Source organism: Pseudomonas sp. B40(2017), assembly GCF_002112855.1.
Lineage (GTDB): Bacteria > Pseudomonadota > Gammaproteobacteria > Pseudomonadales > Pseudomonadaceae > Aquipseudomonas > Aquipseudomonas pharyngis.
On record NZ_NEIT01000004.1, the window covers coordinates 32,734 to 49,164 of the forward strand.

General features: G+C 61.5%; 13 protein-coding genes. 6 read left to right on the top strand and 7 right to left on the bottom strand.

Features of this window, described 5'->3' with window-relative positions:
• Nucleotides 1-6: 6 nt before the first annotated feature.
• Genes CAF76_RS10855 through CAF76_RS10875 form a run of 5 tightly spaced genes read right to left on the bottom strand, consistent with a single transcriptional unit; the run spans nucleotide 7 to nucleotide 8,306 of the window.
• Nucleotides 7-1,410, bottom strand: coding sequence for an ATP-binding protein (locus CAF76_RS10855; RefSeq protein WP_085647237.1), 1,404 nt, complete (start codon nucleotides 1,408-1,410; stop codon nucleotides 7-9).
• Nucleotides 1,407-3,221 carry a DAHL domain-containing protein gene (locus tag CAF76_RS10860; RefSeq protein WP_085610889.1) on the bottom strand — a complete coding sequence of 605 codons (1,815 nt, stop codon included), beginning with the start codon at nucleotides 3,219-3,221 and terminating at the stop codon, nucleotides 1,407-1,409. Before CAF76_RS10860 ends, CAF76_RS10855 begins: the two co-directional genes overlap by 4 nt.
• Nucleotides 3,218-4,165, bottom strand: coding sequence for a cytochrome-c peroxidase (locus CAF76_RS10865; protein WP_085647238.1), 948 nt, complete (start codon nucleotides 4,163-4,165; stop codon nucleotides 3,218-3,220). The genes CAF76_RS10860 and CAF76_RS10865 overlap by 4 nt, the downstream gene beginning before the upstream one ends.
• Nucleotides 4,162-6,036, bottom strand: a complete 1,875-nt coding sequence (locus tag CAF76_RS10870) for a bifunctional diguanylate cyclase/phosphodiesterase (protein ID WP_085647239.1) — start codon at nucleotides 6,034-6,036, stop codon at nucleotides 4,162-4,164. The genes CAF76_RS10865 and CAF76_RS10870 overlap by 4 nt, the downstream gene beginning before the upstream one ends.
• Entirely contained in the window at nucleotides 6,033-8,306 is a 2,274-nt protein-coding gene (locus tag CAF76_RS10875; protein ID WP_085647240.1) for an EAL domain-containing protein, read from the bottom strand. The genes CAF76_RS10870 and CAF76_RS10875 overlap by 4 nt, the downstream gene beginning before the upstream one ends.
• A 256-nt stretch (nucleotides 8,307-8,562) precedes the next feature.
• On the opposite strand from CAF76_RS10875, the gene CAF76_RS10880 reads away from it, so the two are divergent.
• The 4 genes from CAF76_RS10880 to CAF76_RS10895 are packed head-to-tail and all read left to right on the top strand — an operon-like array spanning nucleotide 8,563 to nucleotide 11,608.
• The gene (locus CAF76_RS10880) at nucleotides 8,563-9,921 is read left to right on the top strand and encodes an HD domain-containing phosphohydrolase (protein ID WP_064599172.1); all 1,359 of its coding nucleotides are present in this window, start codon (nucleotides 8,563-8,565) and stop codon (nucleotides 9,919-9,921) included.
• Between the two features lie 57 nt (nucleotides 9,922-9,978).
• A complete protein-coding gene (locus tag CAF76_RS10885) occupies nucleotides 9,979-10,413 on the top strand; it encodes an NUDIX domain-containing protein (RefSeq protein WP_085647241.1) in 435 nt (144 codons plus the stop codon).
• Between the two features lie 23 nt (nucleotides 10,414-10,436).
• Nucleotides 10,437-11,075, top strand: a complete 639-nt coding sequence (locus CAF76_RS10890; protein WP_085647242.1) for a LysE family translocator — start codon at nucleotides 10,437-10,439, stop codon at nucleotides 11,073-11,075.
• A 2-nt stretch (nucleotides 11,076-11,077) separates the two neighbouring features.
• The gene (locus CAF76_RS10895) at nucleotides 11,078-11,608 is read left to right on the top strand and encodes a GNAT family N-acetyltransferase (protein ID WP_085647243.1); all 531 of its coding nucleotides are present in this window, start codon (nucleotides 11,078-11,080) and stop codon (nucleotides 11,606-11,608) included.
• Here CAF76_RS10895 and metR read toward each other — a convergent pair.
• Nucleotides 11,592-12,509, bottom strand: a complete 918-nt coding sequence (gene metR, locus CAF76_RS10900) for a transcriptional regulator MetR (RefSeq protein ID WP_007953158.1) — start codon at nucleotides 12,507-12,509, stop codon at nucleotides 11,592-11,594. The genes CAF76_RS10895 and metR overlap by 17 nt on opposite strands.
• A gap of 111 nt (nucleotides 12,510-12,620) precedes the next feature.
• Between metR and metE the strand changes: the two genes are divergently transcribed.
• Together metE and CAF76_RS10910 are read left to right on the top strand one after the other, a co-directional pair.
• Nucleotides 12,621-14,933: a 5-methyltetrahydropteroyltriglutamate--homocysteine S-methyltransferase gene (gene metE, locus CAF76_RS10905; RefSeq protein WP_085647244.1), complete on the top strand. Its 2,313-nt coding sequence runs from the start codon at nucleotides 12,621-12,623 to the stop codon at nucleotides 14,931-14,933.
• A gap of 130 nt (nucleotides 14,934-15,063) precedes the next feature.
• Nucleotides 15,064-16,098: an alpha/beta fold hydrolase gene (locus CAF76_RS10910; RefSeq protein ID WP_085647245.1), complete on the top strand. Its 1,035-nt coding sequence runs from the start codon at nucleotides 15,064-15,066 to the stop codon at nucleotides 16,096-16,098.
• Between the two features lies 1 nt (nucleotide 16,099).
• Here the strand turns inward: CAF76_RS10910 and CAF76_RS10915 are convergent, their stop codons facing one another.
• Nucleotides 16,100-16,429, bottom strand: coding sequence for a GlpM family protein (locus tag CAF76_RS10915; protein WP_162831789.1), 330 nt, complete (start codon nucleotides 16,427-16,429; stop codon nucleotides 16,100-16,102).
• Nucleotides 16,430-16,431: the final 2 nt, after the last annotated feature.

The window sequence follows — 16,431 nt, forward strand, 5'->3', positions numbered from 1 at the left end:
CAGGCATCAGGCCGCCGGCCGGGTTTGGCGCAACGGCAGTTGCACGCGGAACGTCGTACCGAATCCCGGTTTGCTGCTGACGGAAATGTCACCGCCGTGTTTTTTTACAATGCCATACGACAGGGACAGGCCCAGGCCCGTCCCCTGGCCGACCGGTTTGGTGGTGAAGAACGGGTCGAAGATTTTTTGCAGGGTCTCGGGTGCAATGCCCGAGCCGGTGTCGGCCACTTCGATGATCGCTGTTTCACCCTGCACGCCAGTGCGCAGAGTGATGGTGCCGCGCTCCGGGCCCATTGCCTGCGCCGCGTTGACCACCAGGTTCATGATGACCTGATTGATTTGCGAGGGCAGGCATTCGATGTCCGGCAGCTCCTGATATTCCTTGATCACATCGGCCTTGTACTTGAGCTCGCTGGCGACAATGTTCAGGGTCGATTCGATGCCCTGTTGCAGATTGGCCCACTGCCATTCCTGATGGCTGTCGACCCGGGAGAAATCCTTCAGGTCCCTGACGATCTGGCCGACCCGAGCGATGCCTTCCTTGGATTCCCTGATCAGCACCGGAATGTCTTCGAGCAGAAAATCCAGTTCGAGGTCCTCGCGCAATTGCTGCAACTGCCCAGCCAGTTCGGCGGGCAGAGTTTGCCCAGCGGTGTGATAGGCGCCGAGCATGGCCAGCAGTTGCTGGAAATAGCCGTCGAGCGTGCCGAGGTTGGAGGAAATGAAACCGATCGGATTGTTGATTTCATGGGCGACGCCAGCGGCCAGTTGCCCCAGCGAAGCGAGCTTCTCCGATTGCACCAACTGGCCTTCCAGCTGTTTGCGTTCGTCGATTTCCCGCTGCAAGGCTTCGCTGGCCTGCTTGAACTGGGCGGTACGCTGATCCACCAGATGTTCCAGGTGATGCATTTGCAGCGACGCGCGCTCGGTCATCTGCCATTTGGTCAGAAGGGTATTGGCCATCTGCTGGACTTCGATGTTGTCGAAGGGTTTTTTCAGAATCAGCAGCCGGTCATGGGCGTGCAGACGATCCAGCAATTCGTCCCAGGAATAGTCGGAATAGGCGGTACAGACCACCACCTGCAATTGCGGATCCTGCTGCCACAGCGCTTCGATGGTTTGCGCCCCATCCCAGCCGTCGGGCATGCGCATGTCGACGAACGCCAGGGCGTAGGGACATTGTTCCTGCAAGGCCAGGTTGAGTTTGGCCAGGCCTTCTTCCCCTCCGTAGGCCGAGTCCAGTTCGAAAACCGCTCGCCGGGGTCTGGCGGTTTCGCCGAACAGCGCGGCTTCCATTTCGTCCATCTCTGCCGACTGCGCTGAAGCCGGGGCGAGGATCTTGCGAAAGTCTTCGTGGATCGACGGCATGTCATCGATCAGCAGAATGCGGCGGTTCGACAATTCGCTCATGCGTTCTCCGTTACCGCGATCAGCGGAATCTGCAAGGTGAACAGGGCGCCCTGGCCAGGTCCGTCGCTGTGGGCCGTGAGGTGGCCGTTCATCTCGATGGCCGCCAGGGCGCAACTGTGCAGGCCGAAGCCGTGGCCCTCTTTGCGGGTGGTGAAACCGTGGGCAAAGATCCGCGTCATGTTTTCCGGGGCGATACCTTCGCCATCGTCCTTGACGCTGATTTCCAGATAGTTCCCGTCGACGATTTTTACGCCCAGGGTGATGGTACGCGGGCGGTTGCTGAGGTCGGACATCGCGTATTTGGCGTTGCTGATCAGGTTGATCAGGATCAGCAGCAAACGGTGTTTGTCACCCATCACCTGCGGCACTTCGGCGTAGTCCTTGACCACTGTGACGTGGTGCCGGGTCAGGGCTCCGGCGTTCATGCGCAGGGCGTCTTCGAGCAGTTCGCTGATGTACAGCGGCTCGGTCAGGCTGCTGGCCCCGGCATAGGATTGCTGGGTGGCGACGATGTCCTTGATGTGATCGACACTTTTGTTCATCTGGTTCAGTTCGTCGACCATTTCCTGCTGTTCCTGGGCGATGGCAACGACCAGTTGATTGAGATAACCGGGCAGCAATTTGCCCTTGGGGTCTTCGCTGAGGAACTGGCCGAGGTCGTCGGGGTGTTCGTTGATCAGCTGCATGGCCTTGCCCAGCCCCAGGGTCTTGCTGTTGCGTAACTTGCGCGCGATCAGGTCGGAGGAAATGTTCACGCTGTTGAGCACGTTGCCGACGTTGTGCAGCACGTTGGTCGCGATCTCGGCCATGCCGGCCTGGCGTGCGGCGTCGAGCAGTTCGCTCTGGGCGTTCTTGAGCTCCCGGGTGCGCTCGTCGACCCGTTGCTCCAGCACATCGTTGGCGGTTTGCAGGGCTGCGTTGACCCGGTTGATCTCGGCGAAACTGCGGATCAGACGGATGGCCAGCCACAGCAGCGACAGCATCAGCAGGACCGAGAACAGCAGCAGATAGAAGTGATATTTCCTGTCGATTTTTTCGACCCGCTGCTGATCCCGGTTGAGCATGTTGGTGATGTTGTCCAGGCGCTCGGCCACCGGAACCGCCTCAATCTCCTCGAGCAAGCGGTTGACGATCGGCTGCTCGCGCAGGATCAGGCTGATGTGATTGCTCAGGATCCTGATCGGGGCTTGAAAGTCCTGGGGCAGGCGTTGCGCGTTCACCGCCAGTTTGTTCAGGCCCAGGACGATATCGGCGGCCTTGTCGTCGGAGGTGACCTGAGAGAACTCCAGTGCGCTGAGCAGCAGGTCATAGGTATCGGTGGCGATGTTCTGCACCTGAATCTTGTCGAGATCGGACAGGCCGGCCAGTTGTGCCTGAATGTCATCTTCGGCGGTCGGCAGGAACGCCAGAGAGTTGCGCAGCAAGGCGTTGTGCGACTTGAACTGCTCCACCAGCCGGGTCTTTTCCTGCATCGCCTTGAGAAAACTCTCGTGGGCTTCGTCCCATTGTGTCGAGTCGTTGCGCCCGTGGCCGGACTCCATGGTGTCGAAGCGTTCCCACAGGCGGTTCATCTCGCTCATCGGCGAGACCAGCGGGTCGTAATTGTGGGAGATCGCCACCCGCGCCTTGAGGATTTCGTTTTCCCACAGCGAGTCCTGCTGCTTGATCTGGCGGATCAGGTCCCGGGACTCGGTGTAGGCCGTCGTCTGCTCGGTGCTGGACTTGAGGTAGAGAAACACCAGGATCGAGGCCAGCAGCACGGCGACGAGCCCGATCAACATCAGGCTGACACGGCGTGAAACCTTCATCATGGCTGGCCCTCCGGATGGCCGGTCAGGGTCTTGAGAAACAGGATGATCAGGGTCTTGTCTTCTTCGCTCGGCATGCGCCCCAACTGATACTGGAACATCACGTCCACGGCCCGTTCGAGGGTGGGCGCCGAGCCGTCATGGAAGTACGGTGCGGTCAGCGCGACATTACGCAGGCTCGGCACCTTGAACACGGCGCGGTCGGCTTCGTCGCCGGTCACGTTGAAACGGCCCTGGTCGGCCACCGTCGGGTTACCGCGATCGGCGATGTAGTCGCCGAACACGCCAAATTTCTGGAACATGTTGCCGCCAATGTTGACGCCCTGATGGCAGGCAATGCAGCCGTACTCCTTGAAACGCTGATAGCCGTATTTTTCTTCGAGGGTCAGGATATCGGTATTGCCCAGCAGGTACTGATCGAAACGGGAGTCGGGGGTCAGCAGCGTGCGCTCATAGGTGGCCAGCGCATTCTGGATATTGGCCCGGCTCACGGCATCGGGGTAGGCGGCACGAAAGCTCTGACCATAGGCTGCGTCGTCAGCGATCCGTTGCACGACGGTGTTCCAGTCGCTGCCCATTTCGTGGGGGCTGGTGATCACGACGTTGCTTTGTTCTTCCAGGGTTTCGACGCGGCCATCCCAGAACTGGCGGAAATTGAGGCTGGCGTTGAATACGGTTGGTGTGTTGACCGCCACCGGTTGCCCATCGAAGCCGTTGGAGAAGGCGCGGGTGTCGGCGCCGCTTTTATCCAGTTGATGGCAGCTGGCGCAGGACAGCGTGTTATTGATCGACAATCGCGGGTCATGGAACAACTGGCGCCCGAGCTCGACCCGCCTGGCATCCAGGTGCGGCTTTGGCGGCAAGGGTTTCAGCGGCTCGTCCAGCGGTGCGGCGATGGCATTTGCGCACAGACCGAGCAGTAGAACCAACGACCCCGGGCGATTCATGAAACACCCCACGTGCCAGGTTGAGCAGACTCCAGCAAACGGGCGAAGGCCTCTGCCGGCAAGGCCTTGCTGAAATAGAAGCCCTGGCCTTCCTCGCAGTGATGAGCTTTTAGAAATGCCAACTGATGCGCGGTTTCCACACCTTCGGCAATGACGTTGAGGTTCAGGCTCTTGCCCAGGCTGATGATCGCGCCGACCAGGGCGGCATCACCGCTGTCATGGCTCAGGCCGCGAATGAACGATTGATCGATTTTCAGCACATCGATGGGAAAACGGCGCAGATAGCTCAAGCTGGAATAACCGGTGCCGAAGTCATCGATGGCCAGCCAAACCCCCAGCGCCTTCAGCCTGCCCAGCGCGTTCATCGTTGCGTCGACGTTCTGCATCAGCACACCTTCGGTGATCTCCAGTTCCAGCAGACGGGGATCGAGCCCGGTCTGTGCCAGTACCTGCTCGATGCCCTCGACGAAATGGCGCTGACGAAAGTCGATGGCCGAGGTGTTGACCGACATGCGAATCGGCGGCAACCCCGCTTGTTGCCAGTCGCGGGTCTGCCGGCAGGCCTCGGCCAGCACCCATTTGCTCAGCGGCACGATCAGGCCGCTGTCTTCGGCCACCGGGATGAACTCCGAGGGATAGACCCAGCCATGCCCCGGTTTCTGCCAGCGCACCAGTGCCTCGGCACCGACTACTCGGCCGCTGGCCAGCTCGATTTTCGGTTGGTAATGCAGGACGAATTCCTGGCGTTGCAGGGCCTGGCGAATGCCCGACTCGATGCTTTGCTGTTCCCGGGCGCGCTGGTTCATGGCTTCGATGAAGAAGCCGATTTCGTTCGGTCCGTTTTCCTTGGCGCTGCGCATGGCCGTTTCAGCTTTCTTGATCAGCTCGATGGCCTCGAGCCCGTCATCGGGGTAGAGGCTGATGCCCAGACTGGCCGTGACGCTCACGTCATGCCCGACGATTGTCTGTGGTGTGCGGATAGCGCTCAGTAGTTTCTCGGCGATGCTGCGCGACTGCTGCGGGTGATTGATGTCGCTGAGCATCACCACGAATTCGTCGGAGCCATAACGAAAAACCGAATCCGATTCGCGCACGCAGGCGAGCAATTGCTGGCCGACCCGTTTGAGCATCTCGTCGCCCGCTGGGTGGCCCAGGGCATTGTTGATGCGCTTGAAGCGATCCAGCCCGAGAAACATCACCACCAGTTGTTTGTCATGGCGGCGGCAAGCGGCCAGCGATTGAGTCAAACGGTCACCGAGCAAGGTGCTGTTGGGCAGGCCGGTGAGACTGTCGTATTGCAGCAGGTGCGACACCTTGAGCAACTCATGCACCCGCGCTTCGATGGTCTGCTCGAGACTGAGCATCTTCAGCGCCGCGTCCTGGGCCAACTGCCATTTCCAGGTCAGGGCATTGGCCATCTGGCGGATTTCCAGGGTGTCGAACGGCTTTTTCAGGATCAGCAACTGATCGCCGAATTCCAGTCGTTCGGCCATGGCCTCCCAGCTGTAGTCGGAATAGGCGGTGCACAAGGCGATTTGCAGATTCGGATCGACCGCCCACAGTTTTTCGATGGTTTCCAGGCCGTCCCAACCGGGCGGCATGCGCATGTCGGTGAACGCGAGGGCATAAGGCCGGCCTTCTTCCACCGCATGCTGCACCAGTTTCAGCGCTTCCTGCCCCTGATAGGCGGAGTCGAGCTGGAACGTCAGGTGCGATGATTGCCGGGTGCCGAACAGCGTTTGCTCGAGCGTATCCAGGTCTGCTGCACCGCTGGTGTCCGGGTTCAGTATCTTGCGAAAGTCATCATGGATCGCCGGGGTATCGTCGACGATCAATATGCGCCGGTTGGTCTGGGGAAAAGGTGTTTTCATCCCTCATCCTCCCTGGGCAGCGGGGCAGTCGCGTTTCCGTCCTTCAGCAGGCGGGCTGCTTGCTCGGGGCTGACAGCTTCCCTGAAGCAAAGGCCTTGCACGTTTTTCAGCGGGGCCGAAGAGGTGAGGGCGTCATCCCGATCTGTGGGCTGGACGCCTTCGGCGCTGATGTCGATCGCCAGATCCCGGGCGAAATTGACGATCGCTCGCAGGGTATTGGCGCTGCCTTCATCCTGGGCTGCACTGTCGATCAGGGATTGGGCGAGTTTGAGGTGATTGACCCGGTAGGTTTTCAGGTAATCGAACGATGAGTACTCGGTGCCGAAATCGTCGATGGCGATCTTTACCCCAAGCTCACTGAGGCGCGGCAGCACATCGTTGTGGGTCCATTTGGTCTGGGCCAGGGTCGCTTCGGTGACATCGAAACGCAGATCCCACGGTGCCAGTTCCCAGCGGGCGGTGGTGCGCAGCACGTCATAGATGAGTTCCGGGCCGCTCTTGAGTTGCGCCAGGGAAATCCTGATCGCCATCACTGGAGGCGCCACTCCCTCGTTTTGCCACTGGCGCATCTGCCAGCAGGCGTGATCCAGTATCCAGCGACCGAGCGGGATGATTGCACCGGTCTTTTCCGCTGCCGGTACGAAGGCCGACGCTGGCAGCAGACCAAGCCGGGGATGTTGCCATTTGACCTGCGCGGTCATGCCGAGAATCTTGCCGCTGTGCATGTCCACTTCCGGCGTGTAGTCGAGCTTCAGTCCTCCCTGAGTCAGGGCGGTCATCAATTCCTCGGCCAGGGCCATGCGCTCGGCGACTTCGCGAGTGATTTGCTCGGAATGGAACTGGTACTGATTACGGCCCGTTTCCTTGGCGCGGTACAGCGCCATGTCGGCGCCGGCCAGCAGACTGTCGGCATCCAGACTGTTGGCGCGGTACAGGCAGATGCCGATACTGACGGAAATGCGCAAGGCATTGCCTGCCAGTTGGTAGGGCTCCAGAAGCGCATCGCGGATCTTGGTCGCGATGGCAGCAGACTGGGTCGGGTCGCTGACGTCCAGTTGCAGGATCGCGAACTCGTCTCCGCCCAGACGTGCGACCACGTCGTTTTCCCGCACATTCGATTTGATCCGTTGCGCCACTGCCTGCAACAACAGATCGCCGACCGGATGGCCGAGGGTGTCGTTGATCCGCTTGAAGTGATCCAGATCCAGGTAAAACACCGCAAAAGGTGCCGCTCCCCGACGCGCGGCGGCGAAGGCCTGATGCAGACGCTCGATCAGCGTGGCGCGATTGGCCAGTCCGGTGAGTCCGTCGGTGCGGGCCAGCAGGTTCATCTTTTCTTCGGCCAGCCGGCGTTCGGTGATGTCAAGAATGATCCCCTCGACTTCCAGCAGGCGGCCGTCGTGATCGCGCACCGGGATGTAGCGGTTTTCCACCCAGCGCCAGTCGCCCGCGCCGGTACGCAGGCGAAACTCGATGGAGGCGCCTTCGGCATGCCGATCGAGCACCCGGCCCATGGCGGTATCGACACTGAGCTGATCGTCCGGGTGAATCAGCGTCTGCGCCCAGTTGGCCGAACCCACCAGATCAGCCGCGACATGGCCGTAGCGGGTGATGTTGTGGGAGATGTACATCAGCGGAAACGACGGTTCACCGCGCAACCGGTAGAGGATGGTCGGACTGTTCTGCACGATGATGTTGGCGTCGGACAGTTCCCGGGTACGCTCCTGAACTGCCTGCTCCAGCAGGTTCATCTTCATGGCGGCGTCTTCGGTCATTTGCCACTTGACCGTCAGGGCGCTGGCCATCTGCCGGATTTCGATCGCGTCGAAGGGTTTTTTCAGGATCAGCAGGCGATCGGTCAGGGCCAGCCGCCGGTCGATGTCTTCCCACGAGTAATCGGAGTAGGCGGTGCACAGGGCCACCTGCAGCTTGGGATCGACCTGCCACAGCCGCTCGATGGTTTCCAGGCCATCCCAGCCCGGCGGCATGCGCATGTCGATGAAGGCCATGGCGTACGGGCGCCCGGCGGCGAGTGCGGCTTCGACTTTGTCCAGCGCTTCGCGGCCCTGATAGGCCGAGTCCAGTTCGAAACGGTCTTTCGGTGCGACGGGGGCGGAGGACGCATCGCCGAACAGCAGGCTTTCCGTTTCATCCAGGCTGTCGGCTTCAGCCGTGGCCGGTTTGAGGATCTTGGCGAAATCGTCATGGATCGACGCGGTATCGTCGACGATGAGCACGCGGCGGTTGGTGTGTCCGGGTTGCGCACTCACGACGCAATACCCGTGTGTTCACGCACATTCGTCATCGGGAGCATCCCTTTCCCCTCATCAAATGCCTGCGCGCAGGCCGATGGTGTCGTCCAGCGACTTGAGCATAGTTGCAGGGGCGCAACTTCGCCTGTCGCGGTGTAACAGAGGATTTACACGGCCCCGGCGAAAATCATCTAGCCTGTGATTCAAGCGCGGGTAAGCAGGGGAGGTCTGCCGGCGCGTCAGTCATGTCCAACGTTTTTCACGAGGCTTCGCCATGGAAGAGCCGTCCGCCCCGATTTCGCCGCCCCGGCCCAAAGTGCTGCTGGTCGATGACGAGGAACCGATCCTCAACAGCCTGCGCCGTCTGCTGCGCGGCCAGCCTTATGACGTCTTGCTGGCCACCAGCGGTGCCCAGGCGCTGGAAATACTCGAGCAGCAACCGGTGAATCTGGTGATGAGCGACGCGCGCATGCCCAACATGGATGGGGCCACGCTGCTGGCTCTTGTTCATGAGCGGTATCCGGCGACTGCGCGGATCATGCTCACCGGCTACGCCGATCCTTCGGCGATCATCAAGGCCATCAACGAAGGGCAGATCCACCGTTACATCAGCAAACCCTGGAACGACGAGGAAATGCTGCTGACCTTGCGTCAGGCCCTCGAGCATCAGCATCTGGCACGCGAACGCGAACGTCTGGAAAAACTGACGCGAGTGCAAAACGAACAATTGAAATTGCTCAACAGCACCCTGGAAAAACACGTCGCCGCCCGTACCGCCGAACTGCAGCAGACCGCCGACATGCTCGACCTCGCCTACGAGGAGCTCAAGCGCAGTTTCCTGACAGGCACCGAAATGTTCTCGTTGCTGGCCAACCTGCGCCTGCCGCCGGCGAAGCAGACCAATCGGCAGATCATCGAGCTGGTACGCGGCTACTGCAAGATGCACCGTCTGGACGAAGCCGCCAGCCGCGACCTGACCATGGCCGCCGCGCTCTACAATATCGGCAAGCTGAGCTGGACCGACAGCATGATGACCACGCCGTCGGACCTGCTGCACAGCACCGAGCGCGACCGCTATCGGGCTTATCCGAAACAGAGCGAATCGCTGTTGATGACCCTGGACCCGATGAAGGATGCCGCGCGGCTGATCCTGCACCATCAGGAGCACTGGGACGGCAGCGGGTTTCCCGACCGGCTCAAGGGCGAGGCCATTCCCTTGGGCTCGCGGCTGTTGAAACTGGCGGTGGATTTCGTCGAATTGCAGCGCGGGTTGATTCTCGAACGGCAGATGAACAGCGATGAAGCCTTGCTGTACCTGCGCCAGTACGCCGGCAAACTCTACGATCCCGAGCTGATCGAGGATTTCATCAAGGTCTGCGCAATGGTCAGCGACATCACCCTGGCCGATCCGGACGTCAAGGTTATGGGCACCCGGGAGCTGGCGGCGGGGATGATCCTGGCGCGCAACCTCAATGCCGACAACGGCATGTTGCTGCTCAACGCCGGCAAAGTGCTGAGCGCTCCGCTGGTTGAAAAACTGATCAGTTTCGAGGCCATGGAGGGCGGCAAATACAAGGTATTCGTGAAGGTGCCGCAAGAGCCTGAGACGACGCTCGCGGCCCAGGGTGGATGACGCTGGCGCGGCCGGCATGGGATCCTTGCGGCTTTTCTCAAGGCCGGTGGCTGACCCATGACTTCTGTATCCGCAGTTTCCCCCCGCATCATCCGTATCGCCGCCGCGCTGCTGATCGGTCCCGACGGCCAGACCCTGCTGGTGCGCAAGCGCAATACCACGGCGTTCATGCAGCCGGGCGGCAAGATCGAAGCCCATGAACTGCCGGTGCATGCGCTGGCCCGTGAGCTGGAGGAAGAACTGGGACTGGTGATCGATCCGGCGCAGGCGAGCTTTCTCGGCCAGTTCTCGGCACCCGCCGCCAACGAGCCGGGATTCGTCGTGCAGGCCGAGATCTTTCAGCTGACCATCGACGCCAGGGTGTCTCCGGCCGCCGAGATCGAAGAGGTGATCTGGATCGACCCGGCCACCGACGGCGATGTGGTTCTCGCCCCATTGACACGTGACCTGATCCTGCCGTTTTATCGAGCCTCGCTGACCGCGATCGCCTGATCATTCGTGCAAAGGACTTCGTCATGATCCCGCTTCAAGACCTGTTGATTTTCGCCGCCGCCGCCCTGCTGATGGTACTGACGCCGGGGCCGAACATGATCTACCTGATCTCGCGGTCGATCTGCCAGGGACGTCGCGCCGGGGTGACCTCGCTGCTCGGCGTGGTGGCGGGATTCTTCGTGCACCTGTTCGCGGCGGCCGCCGGTTTGACCGCGGTGTTTCTCGCCGTGCCGATGGCCTATGAAGTGTTGAAGTGGGCCGGCGCGCTGTACCTGTTGTGGCTGGCCTGGCAGGCGGTGAAGCCCGGCGCCCGCTCGCCGTTCGAGGCGCAACAGTTGCCGGCGGATTCTTCGCGCAAACTGGTCACCATGGGCTTTCTCACCAGTGCCTTGAACCCGAAAATCGCGGTGTTTTACCTCTCGGTATTCCCGCAGTTCATCACCCCCGAGCACGGCTCGGTGTTCACCCAGAGCATCATCCTCGGCCTGACCCAGATCAGCGTCAGTTTCAGCGTCAACCTGTTGATCGCGCTGTTCGCGGCGGGCATCGCGTCGTGGTTCGTCAATAACCCGACCTGGCTGGCGACGCAGCGTTATTTCATGGGGTTTGTGCTGAGCGGTCTGGCCGTGCGGCTGATGCTTGAACAGCGCAAGGCCGCCTGAACATGTGGATCGAACGGCTGGACGCCAGTCATGCGCTGGCCTATCGCGAATTGATGCTGGAGGCGTATGACCGGCATCCGCAGGCGTTTACCTCCAGTGTGCGCGAGCGCGCAGTGATGCCGCTGAGCTGGTGGGAATCACGCCTGACCAGCAAGCTCGACGCAGTGTTTGGCGCGTTTGAAGAGGGCCGCCTGGTGGGGATCGTCGGCCTGGCGTTCGAGCCTCGGGAGAAGGCCCGGCACAAGGCAACGGTGTTCGGCATGTATGTGTCGGCCGAGTTTCGTCAGCGCGGGCTGGGGCTGAAATTGATGGAGGCGGTGCTGGGGGAAGCGCAGCAGCATCCGGCGCTGAAAGTCATTCAATTGACCGTCACCGCCGGCAATGACGCAGCGTTTCATCTGTACCAGCGCTGCGGCTTCGTCCAGTTCGGCCTCGAGCCGATGGCGGTGCGGGTCGGCGAGGACTACTTCGACAAGATCCACATGTGGTCCCAGCCTTTCGTGCCAACCGCCAGTCTCAACGAACCGCGCTGACCCCATCCAGGGTCGAGAACGAGGTGTCCTTGGCCGTCAGCAGGAAGTCGCGCATGTACGGCGCGTCGAGCATGTCGGCGCGGATCGCCGCGTACAGCGTCGCAAACAGACCTTTCTCGCCCAGCCGCTTGCCCTTCACGTAACCGCGCGAGCTGTATTCATGCAGCGCCCAGTGCGGCATGCCGCACACGCCACGGCCGCTGGCCACCAGCTGCATCATCATCACCGTCAGTTCCGAGGTGCGCACCTGCGCCGGCTCGATGTCGGCCGGTTCGAGGAAGCGGGTGAAGATATCGAGGCGGTCACGTTCCACCGGATAAGTGATCAGGGTTTCGGTCAGCAGGTCTTCGGGAACGATGTACGGTTTGCTTGCCAGTGCGTGCTGGTTGGCGACCGCCAACATCGCCTCGTAGGTGAACAGCGGCACGTAGGTGATGCCGGCGATTTCCAGCGGATCGGACGTCACCACCAGATCCAGATCACCCCGGGCCAGCGCCGGCAGCGGTGCGAAGGAGAAACCCGAAGCGAGGTCGAGTTCGACTTCCGGCCAGGCATCGCGGAACTGGTCGATGGTCGGCATCAGCCACTGGAAGCAGCTGTGGCATTCGATGGCCATGTGCAGTCGCCCGGCGGTGCCACCTGCCAGACGCCCGATATCACGTTCGGCGGCGCGCAGCAGCGGCAGGGTCGCGTCGGCCAGTTGCAGCAGGCGCAGGCCGGCGCTGGTGAAGCGCACCGGTTTGGTCTTGCGCACGAACAACGGCATGCCCATGCGCTCTTCCAGCTCCTTGAACTGGTGGGACAGCGCCGACTGGGTCAGGTGCAGGCGGTCGGCCGCATCGACCAGGCTGTCAGCTTCGCGCAGGGCATGCAGGGTTTTCAGGTGACGGATCTCAAGCACCGCAGGCTCCATGAGGAAAATTTGTGATCAACACGAAAAGGTTGAGTTTGTCTCATGTTGCTCTGGCTGTCGACAATGGCGCCATCTTTTACGCAATGGAGAACACTCGACATGGCCGTGGCACACACCCTGGGTTTCCCGCGCATCGGCGCCGACCGCGAACTAAAAAAAGCCCTCGAAGCCTACTGGAAAGGCGATCTCGATCAGGCCGCTCTGAATCAGGTCGGCCGCGAGCTGCGCGCCAGGCACTGGCAATTGCAGAAGGACGCCGGCATCGACCTGCTGCCGGTCGGCGACTTCGCCTGGTACGACCAGGTGCTGACCCACTCGCTGACCTTCGGTGTGATCCCCGAGCGCTTCGACGGTGTGCGTGACGAACGGGGTCTGCCGACCCTCGACACCTTGTTTGCCATGGCCCGTGGCGCCACGTCTTCCTGCTGCGGCGGCGAGCACGGCAAGACTCAATACGCCCAAGAGTTGACCAAGTGGTTCGACACCAACTACCACTACCTGGTCCCGGAATTCAACGCTGACCAGCCATTCAAGCTGAGCTGGGAACAGCTGTTCGATGAAGTCGAAGAAGCCAAAGCCCTCGGTCACCACGTCAAACCGGTGATCATCGGCCCGCTGACTTATCTGTGGCTGGGCAAGGCGAAAGGCAACGATTTCGACAAGCTCGATCTGCTTGAGCGCCTGCTGCCGGTGTACAACGAAATCCTCGGCCGCCTCGCCACCCAGGGCGTGGAGTGGGTGCAGATCGACGAGCCGATCCTCACCCTCGATCTGCCGCAAGCCTGGAAAAGCGCCTTCGAACGCGCCTATCACATCCTTCAGTATTCGCCGCTGAAGAAACTGGTGGCGACCTATTTCAGTGGTTTGCAAGACAACCTCGGTTTGGCCGTCGGCCTGCCGGTGCAAGGTCTGCACATCGACGCTGTGCGGGCACCGGATCAGCTCGGTCAGGTGCTCGATCGTCTGCCGACCTACAAGATTCTCTCGGTCGGCCTGGTCAACGGGCGCAACGTCTGGCGCTGCGAACTGGAGCAGGCGCTGGCGCAACTGCAACCGGCGCAGGAGCGCTTTGGCGACAACCTGTGGGTCAGCAGTTCCTGCTCGTTACTGCACAGCCCGGTGGATGTCGAGCGTGAAGACAAGCTCGATCCGGAACTGAAAAGCTGGCTGGCATTCGCCGTGCAGAAGTGCAGCGAAATCTCGGTGTTGCGTGATGCGCTGAACGACCCGCAAGCGCCGAACGTGCAAAACGCACTGGCCGCAAGCCGCGCGATTCAAGAGAGCCGCGCCCGCTCGCCGCGTATTCACAAGGCCGACGTGCAAGCGCGGATCGAGGCGATCAATGCCAGCGACAGCCAGCGGCATTCGCCGTTCGCCAAACGCATCGCCGCGCAACAGGCGCGTCTGAAATTGCCGATGTTCCCGACCACCACCATCGGTTCGTTCCCGCAGACCGGCTCGATTCGCCTGGCCCGTCAGGCATTCAAGCAGGGCAAGCTGTCGGCCAACGACTACCACGATGCCATGCGCAGCGAAATCCGCCACGCGGTGCAGGTGCAGGAACGTCTGGGCCTGGATGTACTGGTGCACGGTGAAGCCGAGCGCAACGACATGGTCGAGTACTTCGCCGAACAGCTCGACGGTTATCTGTTCACCCGTTTCGGCTGGGTCCAGAGCTACGGTTCCCGCTGCGTGAAACCGGCGGTGATTTATGGCGACCTCAGCCGTCCGAACGCCATGACCGTTGACTGGATCAGCTACGCCCAGAGCCTGACGGACAAGGTGATGAAAGGCATGCTGACCGGTCCCGTGACCATGCTGATGTGGTCGTTCCCCCGCGAAGACGTGTCGCGCAAAGTCCAGGCGCAACAACTGGCGCTGGCCCTGCGTGACGAAGTAGTGGATCTGGAAAACGCCGGAATCAGGATCGTGCAGATCGACGAAGCGGCGTTCCGCGAAGGCCTGCCGCTGCGCCGTGAACAATGGCGGGAATACCTCGACTGGGCGGTGCAAGCGTTCCGCCTGACCGCCTCGGGCGTGAAGGATGAAACCCAGATCCACACCCACATGTGCTACAGCGAATTCAACGACGTGATCAAGGCGATCGCCGACATGGACGCCGATGTGATCACCATCGAAACCTCGCGTTCGGACATGGAGTTGCTCGAGGCCTTCGAAGCGTTCGAATACCCGAACGACATCGGCCCGGGCGTCTACGACATCCACTCGCCGCGCGTGCCGGACACCGCCGAGATGGTGAAACTGATGAGCAAAGCCGTGAAGCGCATCCCGGCGCAGCGGCTATGGGTCAACCCCGATTGCGGCCTGAAGACTCGCGCCTGGCCGGAGACCGAAGCCGCATTGGTCAACATGGTCGCGGCGGCTCGGCAGTTGCGCAGTCAGTTGGCGTAACGGCAACACCGAATGAAGCGTGTCGACCGCTCGGCACTCTTCATCAAACTGTCATCGAACTGTGGCAGCGCGCTTGAACAAACTTCATCAGACTCGCGCTCTACTGGGGTTCTGCGTTTCGGTGTTTTTCATGTTCAAGGGATTTTTTGCAATCGCGGCGTTGTTGGCCGCGGTTTTTTGCGTTCCGGCGTCCTACGCGGCGTCGCGTTGCGACGTCAATGTAGCGACCGAACGAGTCGATCTGGAGCAGGTAAGCCTGGCGTACCAGAGCATCGGTCGTGCGTCGGATCCGGCGCTGTTACTGGTGATGGGCCTGGGCGGGCAGTTGATCCACTGGCCGGATGAGGTGGTGGTCGCGCTGTGTCAGCAAGGCTTTCGGGTGATCCGTTATGACAACCGCGATGTCGGTCTGTCGACCTGGCGCCAGGCGCCGGCCGACGCCAACCTGACCTTTGAAGTGCTGCGCTACAAACTCGGCCTGCCGGTGGCGGCGCCTTACAGCCTGACCGACATGGCCGACGATGCGCTGGGCCTGATGGACGCCTTGCACGTCGAGCAATTCCACGTGCTCGGCGCGAGCATGGGCGGGATGATCGCCCAGCACCTAGCGGCGATGGCGCCGCAACGGGTCGAAAGTCTGACGCTGATCATGACCAGCTCCGGTGCCGAAGGGCTGCCGGCGCCGAGCGCGGCGCTGGTGCAGTTGTTGTCACGGCGCGGCGCGCCCAATCGCCAGATTGCGCTGGAGCAACAGGCCGATCTGCTGGCCGCACTGGGCAGCCCTTCGGTCAGCGATGACCGGCAGGCCTTGCTGCATCAGGCGGCGCTGTCCTATGACCGGGCGTTCAATCCCGAAGGCGTGAAGCGCCAGATCATGGCGATCCTTGCCGAGCCGAGCCGGGTGGCGTTGCTCAACCAGTTGCGGGTGCCGACGCTGGTGGTGCATGGCACGGCGGATCCGTTGCTGCCGGTGATGCACGGCGTGCACCTGGCGGCGCACATTCGCGGCAGTCAGCTGCGGCTGATTCCGGGGCTGGCGCACCGCTTTCAGGAAGCGTTCAAGGAACCGTTGCTGGCGGCGGTGTTACCGTATTTGCGCGAGCATCGCGAAGACACGTCGCACTGGGCGCAGATCGAACCGGTGGCGGAACACAACCTGCTCTGACTCAGGCGTGCAGCCGCACCCACACCGACACCAGCACCGTCGCCGCCATCAGCCACGCCACCGCCGCCACCGCCAGTGAAGCTTCGAGACGCATGCGGTCGACCATCACGTACAGCGTCGCCAGATACACGAAGTACGGAATGATCGACCACATGCCGAAGACGATGGTGGTCTTCAGGTCGTCTATCGAACGGCCCTTGCCGACGATGTAGTGGGCGATCAGGGCGAAGGTCGGGAACAGCGGCACCAGCCCTGCGATGTAGTAGTTTTTGGTCTTGGCCAGCATGGCGAGGATCACCACCACGGCCGCGCCGAGCATTGCCTTGAAAATCA

Excerpts from the sequence above, each read along its gene's own strand:
- CAF76_RS10855 (WP_085647237.1), bottom strand. The coding sequence starts at position 1,410 with ATGAGCGAATTGTCGAACCGCCGCATTCTGCTGATCGATGACATGCCG.
- CAF76_RS10860 (WP_085610889.1), bottom strand. The coding sequence starts at position 3,221 with ATGATGAAGGTTTCACGCCGTGTCAGCCTGATGTTGATCGGGCTCGTC.
- CAF76_RS10865 (WP_085647238.1), bottom strand. The coding sequence starts at position 4,165 with ATGAATCGCCCGGGGTCGTTGGTTCTACTGCTCGGTCTGTGCGCAAAT.
- CAF76_RS10870 (WP_085647239.1), bottom strand. The coding sequence starts at position 6,036 with ATGAAAACACCTTTTCCCCAGACCAACCGGCGCATATTGATCGTCGAC.
- CAF76_RS10880 (WP_064599172.1), top strand. The coding sequence starts at position 8,563 with ATGGAAGAGCCGTCCGCCCCGATTTCGCCGCCCCGGCCCAAAGTGCTG.
- CAF76_RS10885 (WP_085647241.1), top strand. The coding sequence starts at position 9,979 with ATGACTTCTGTATCCGCAGTTTCCCCCCGCATCATCCGTATCGCCGCC.
- CAF76_RS10890 (WP_085647242.1), top strand. The coding sequence starts at position 10,437 with ATGATCCCGCTTCAAGACCTGTTGATTTTCGCCGCCGCCGCCCTGCTG.
- CAF76_RS10895 (WP_085647243.1), top strand. The coding sequence starts at position 11,078 with ATGTGGATCGAACGGCTGGACGCCAGTCATGCGCTGGCCTATCGCGAA.
- metE (WP_085647244.1), top strand. The coding sequence starts at position 12,621 with ATGGCCGTGGCACACACCCTGGGTTTCCCGCGCATCGGCGCCGACCGC.
- CAF76_RS10910 (WP_085647245.1), top strand. The coding sequence starts at position 15,064 with ATGTTCAAGGGATTTTTTGCAATCGCGGCGTTGTTGGCCGCGGTTTTT.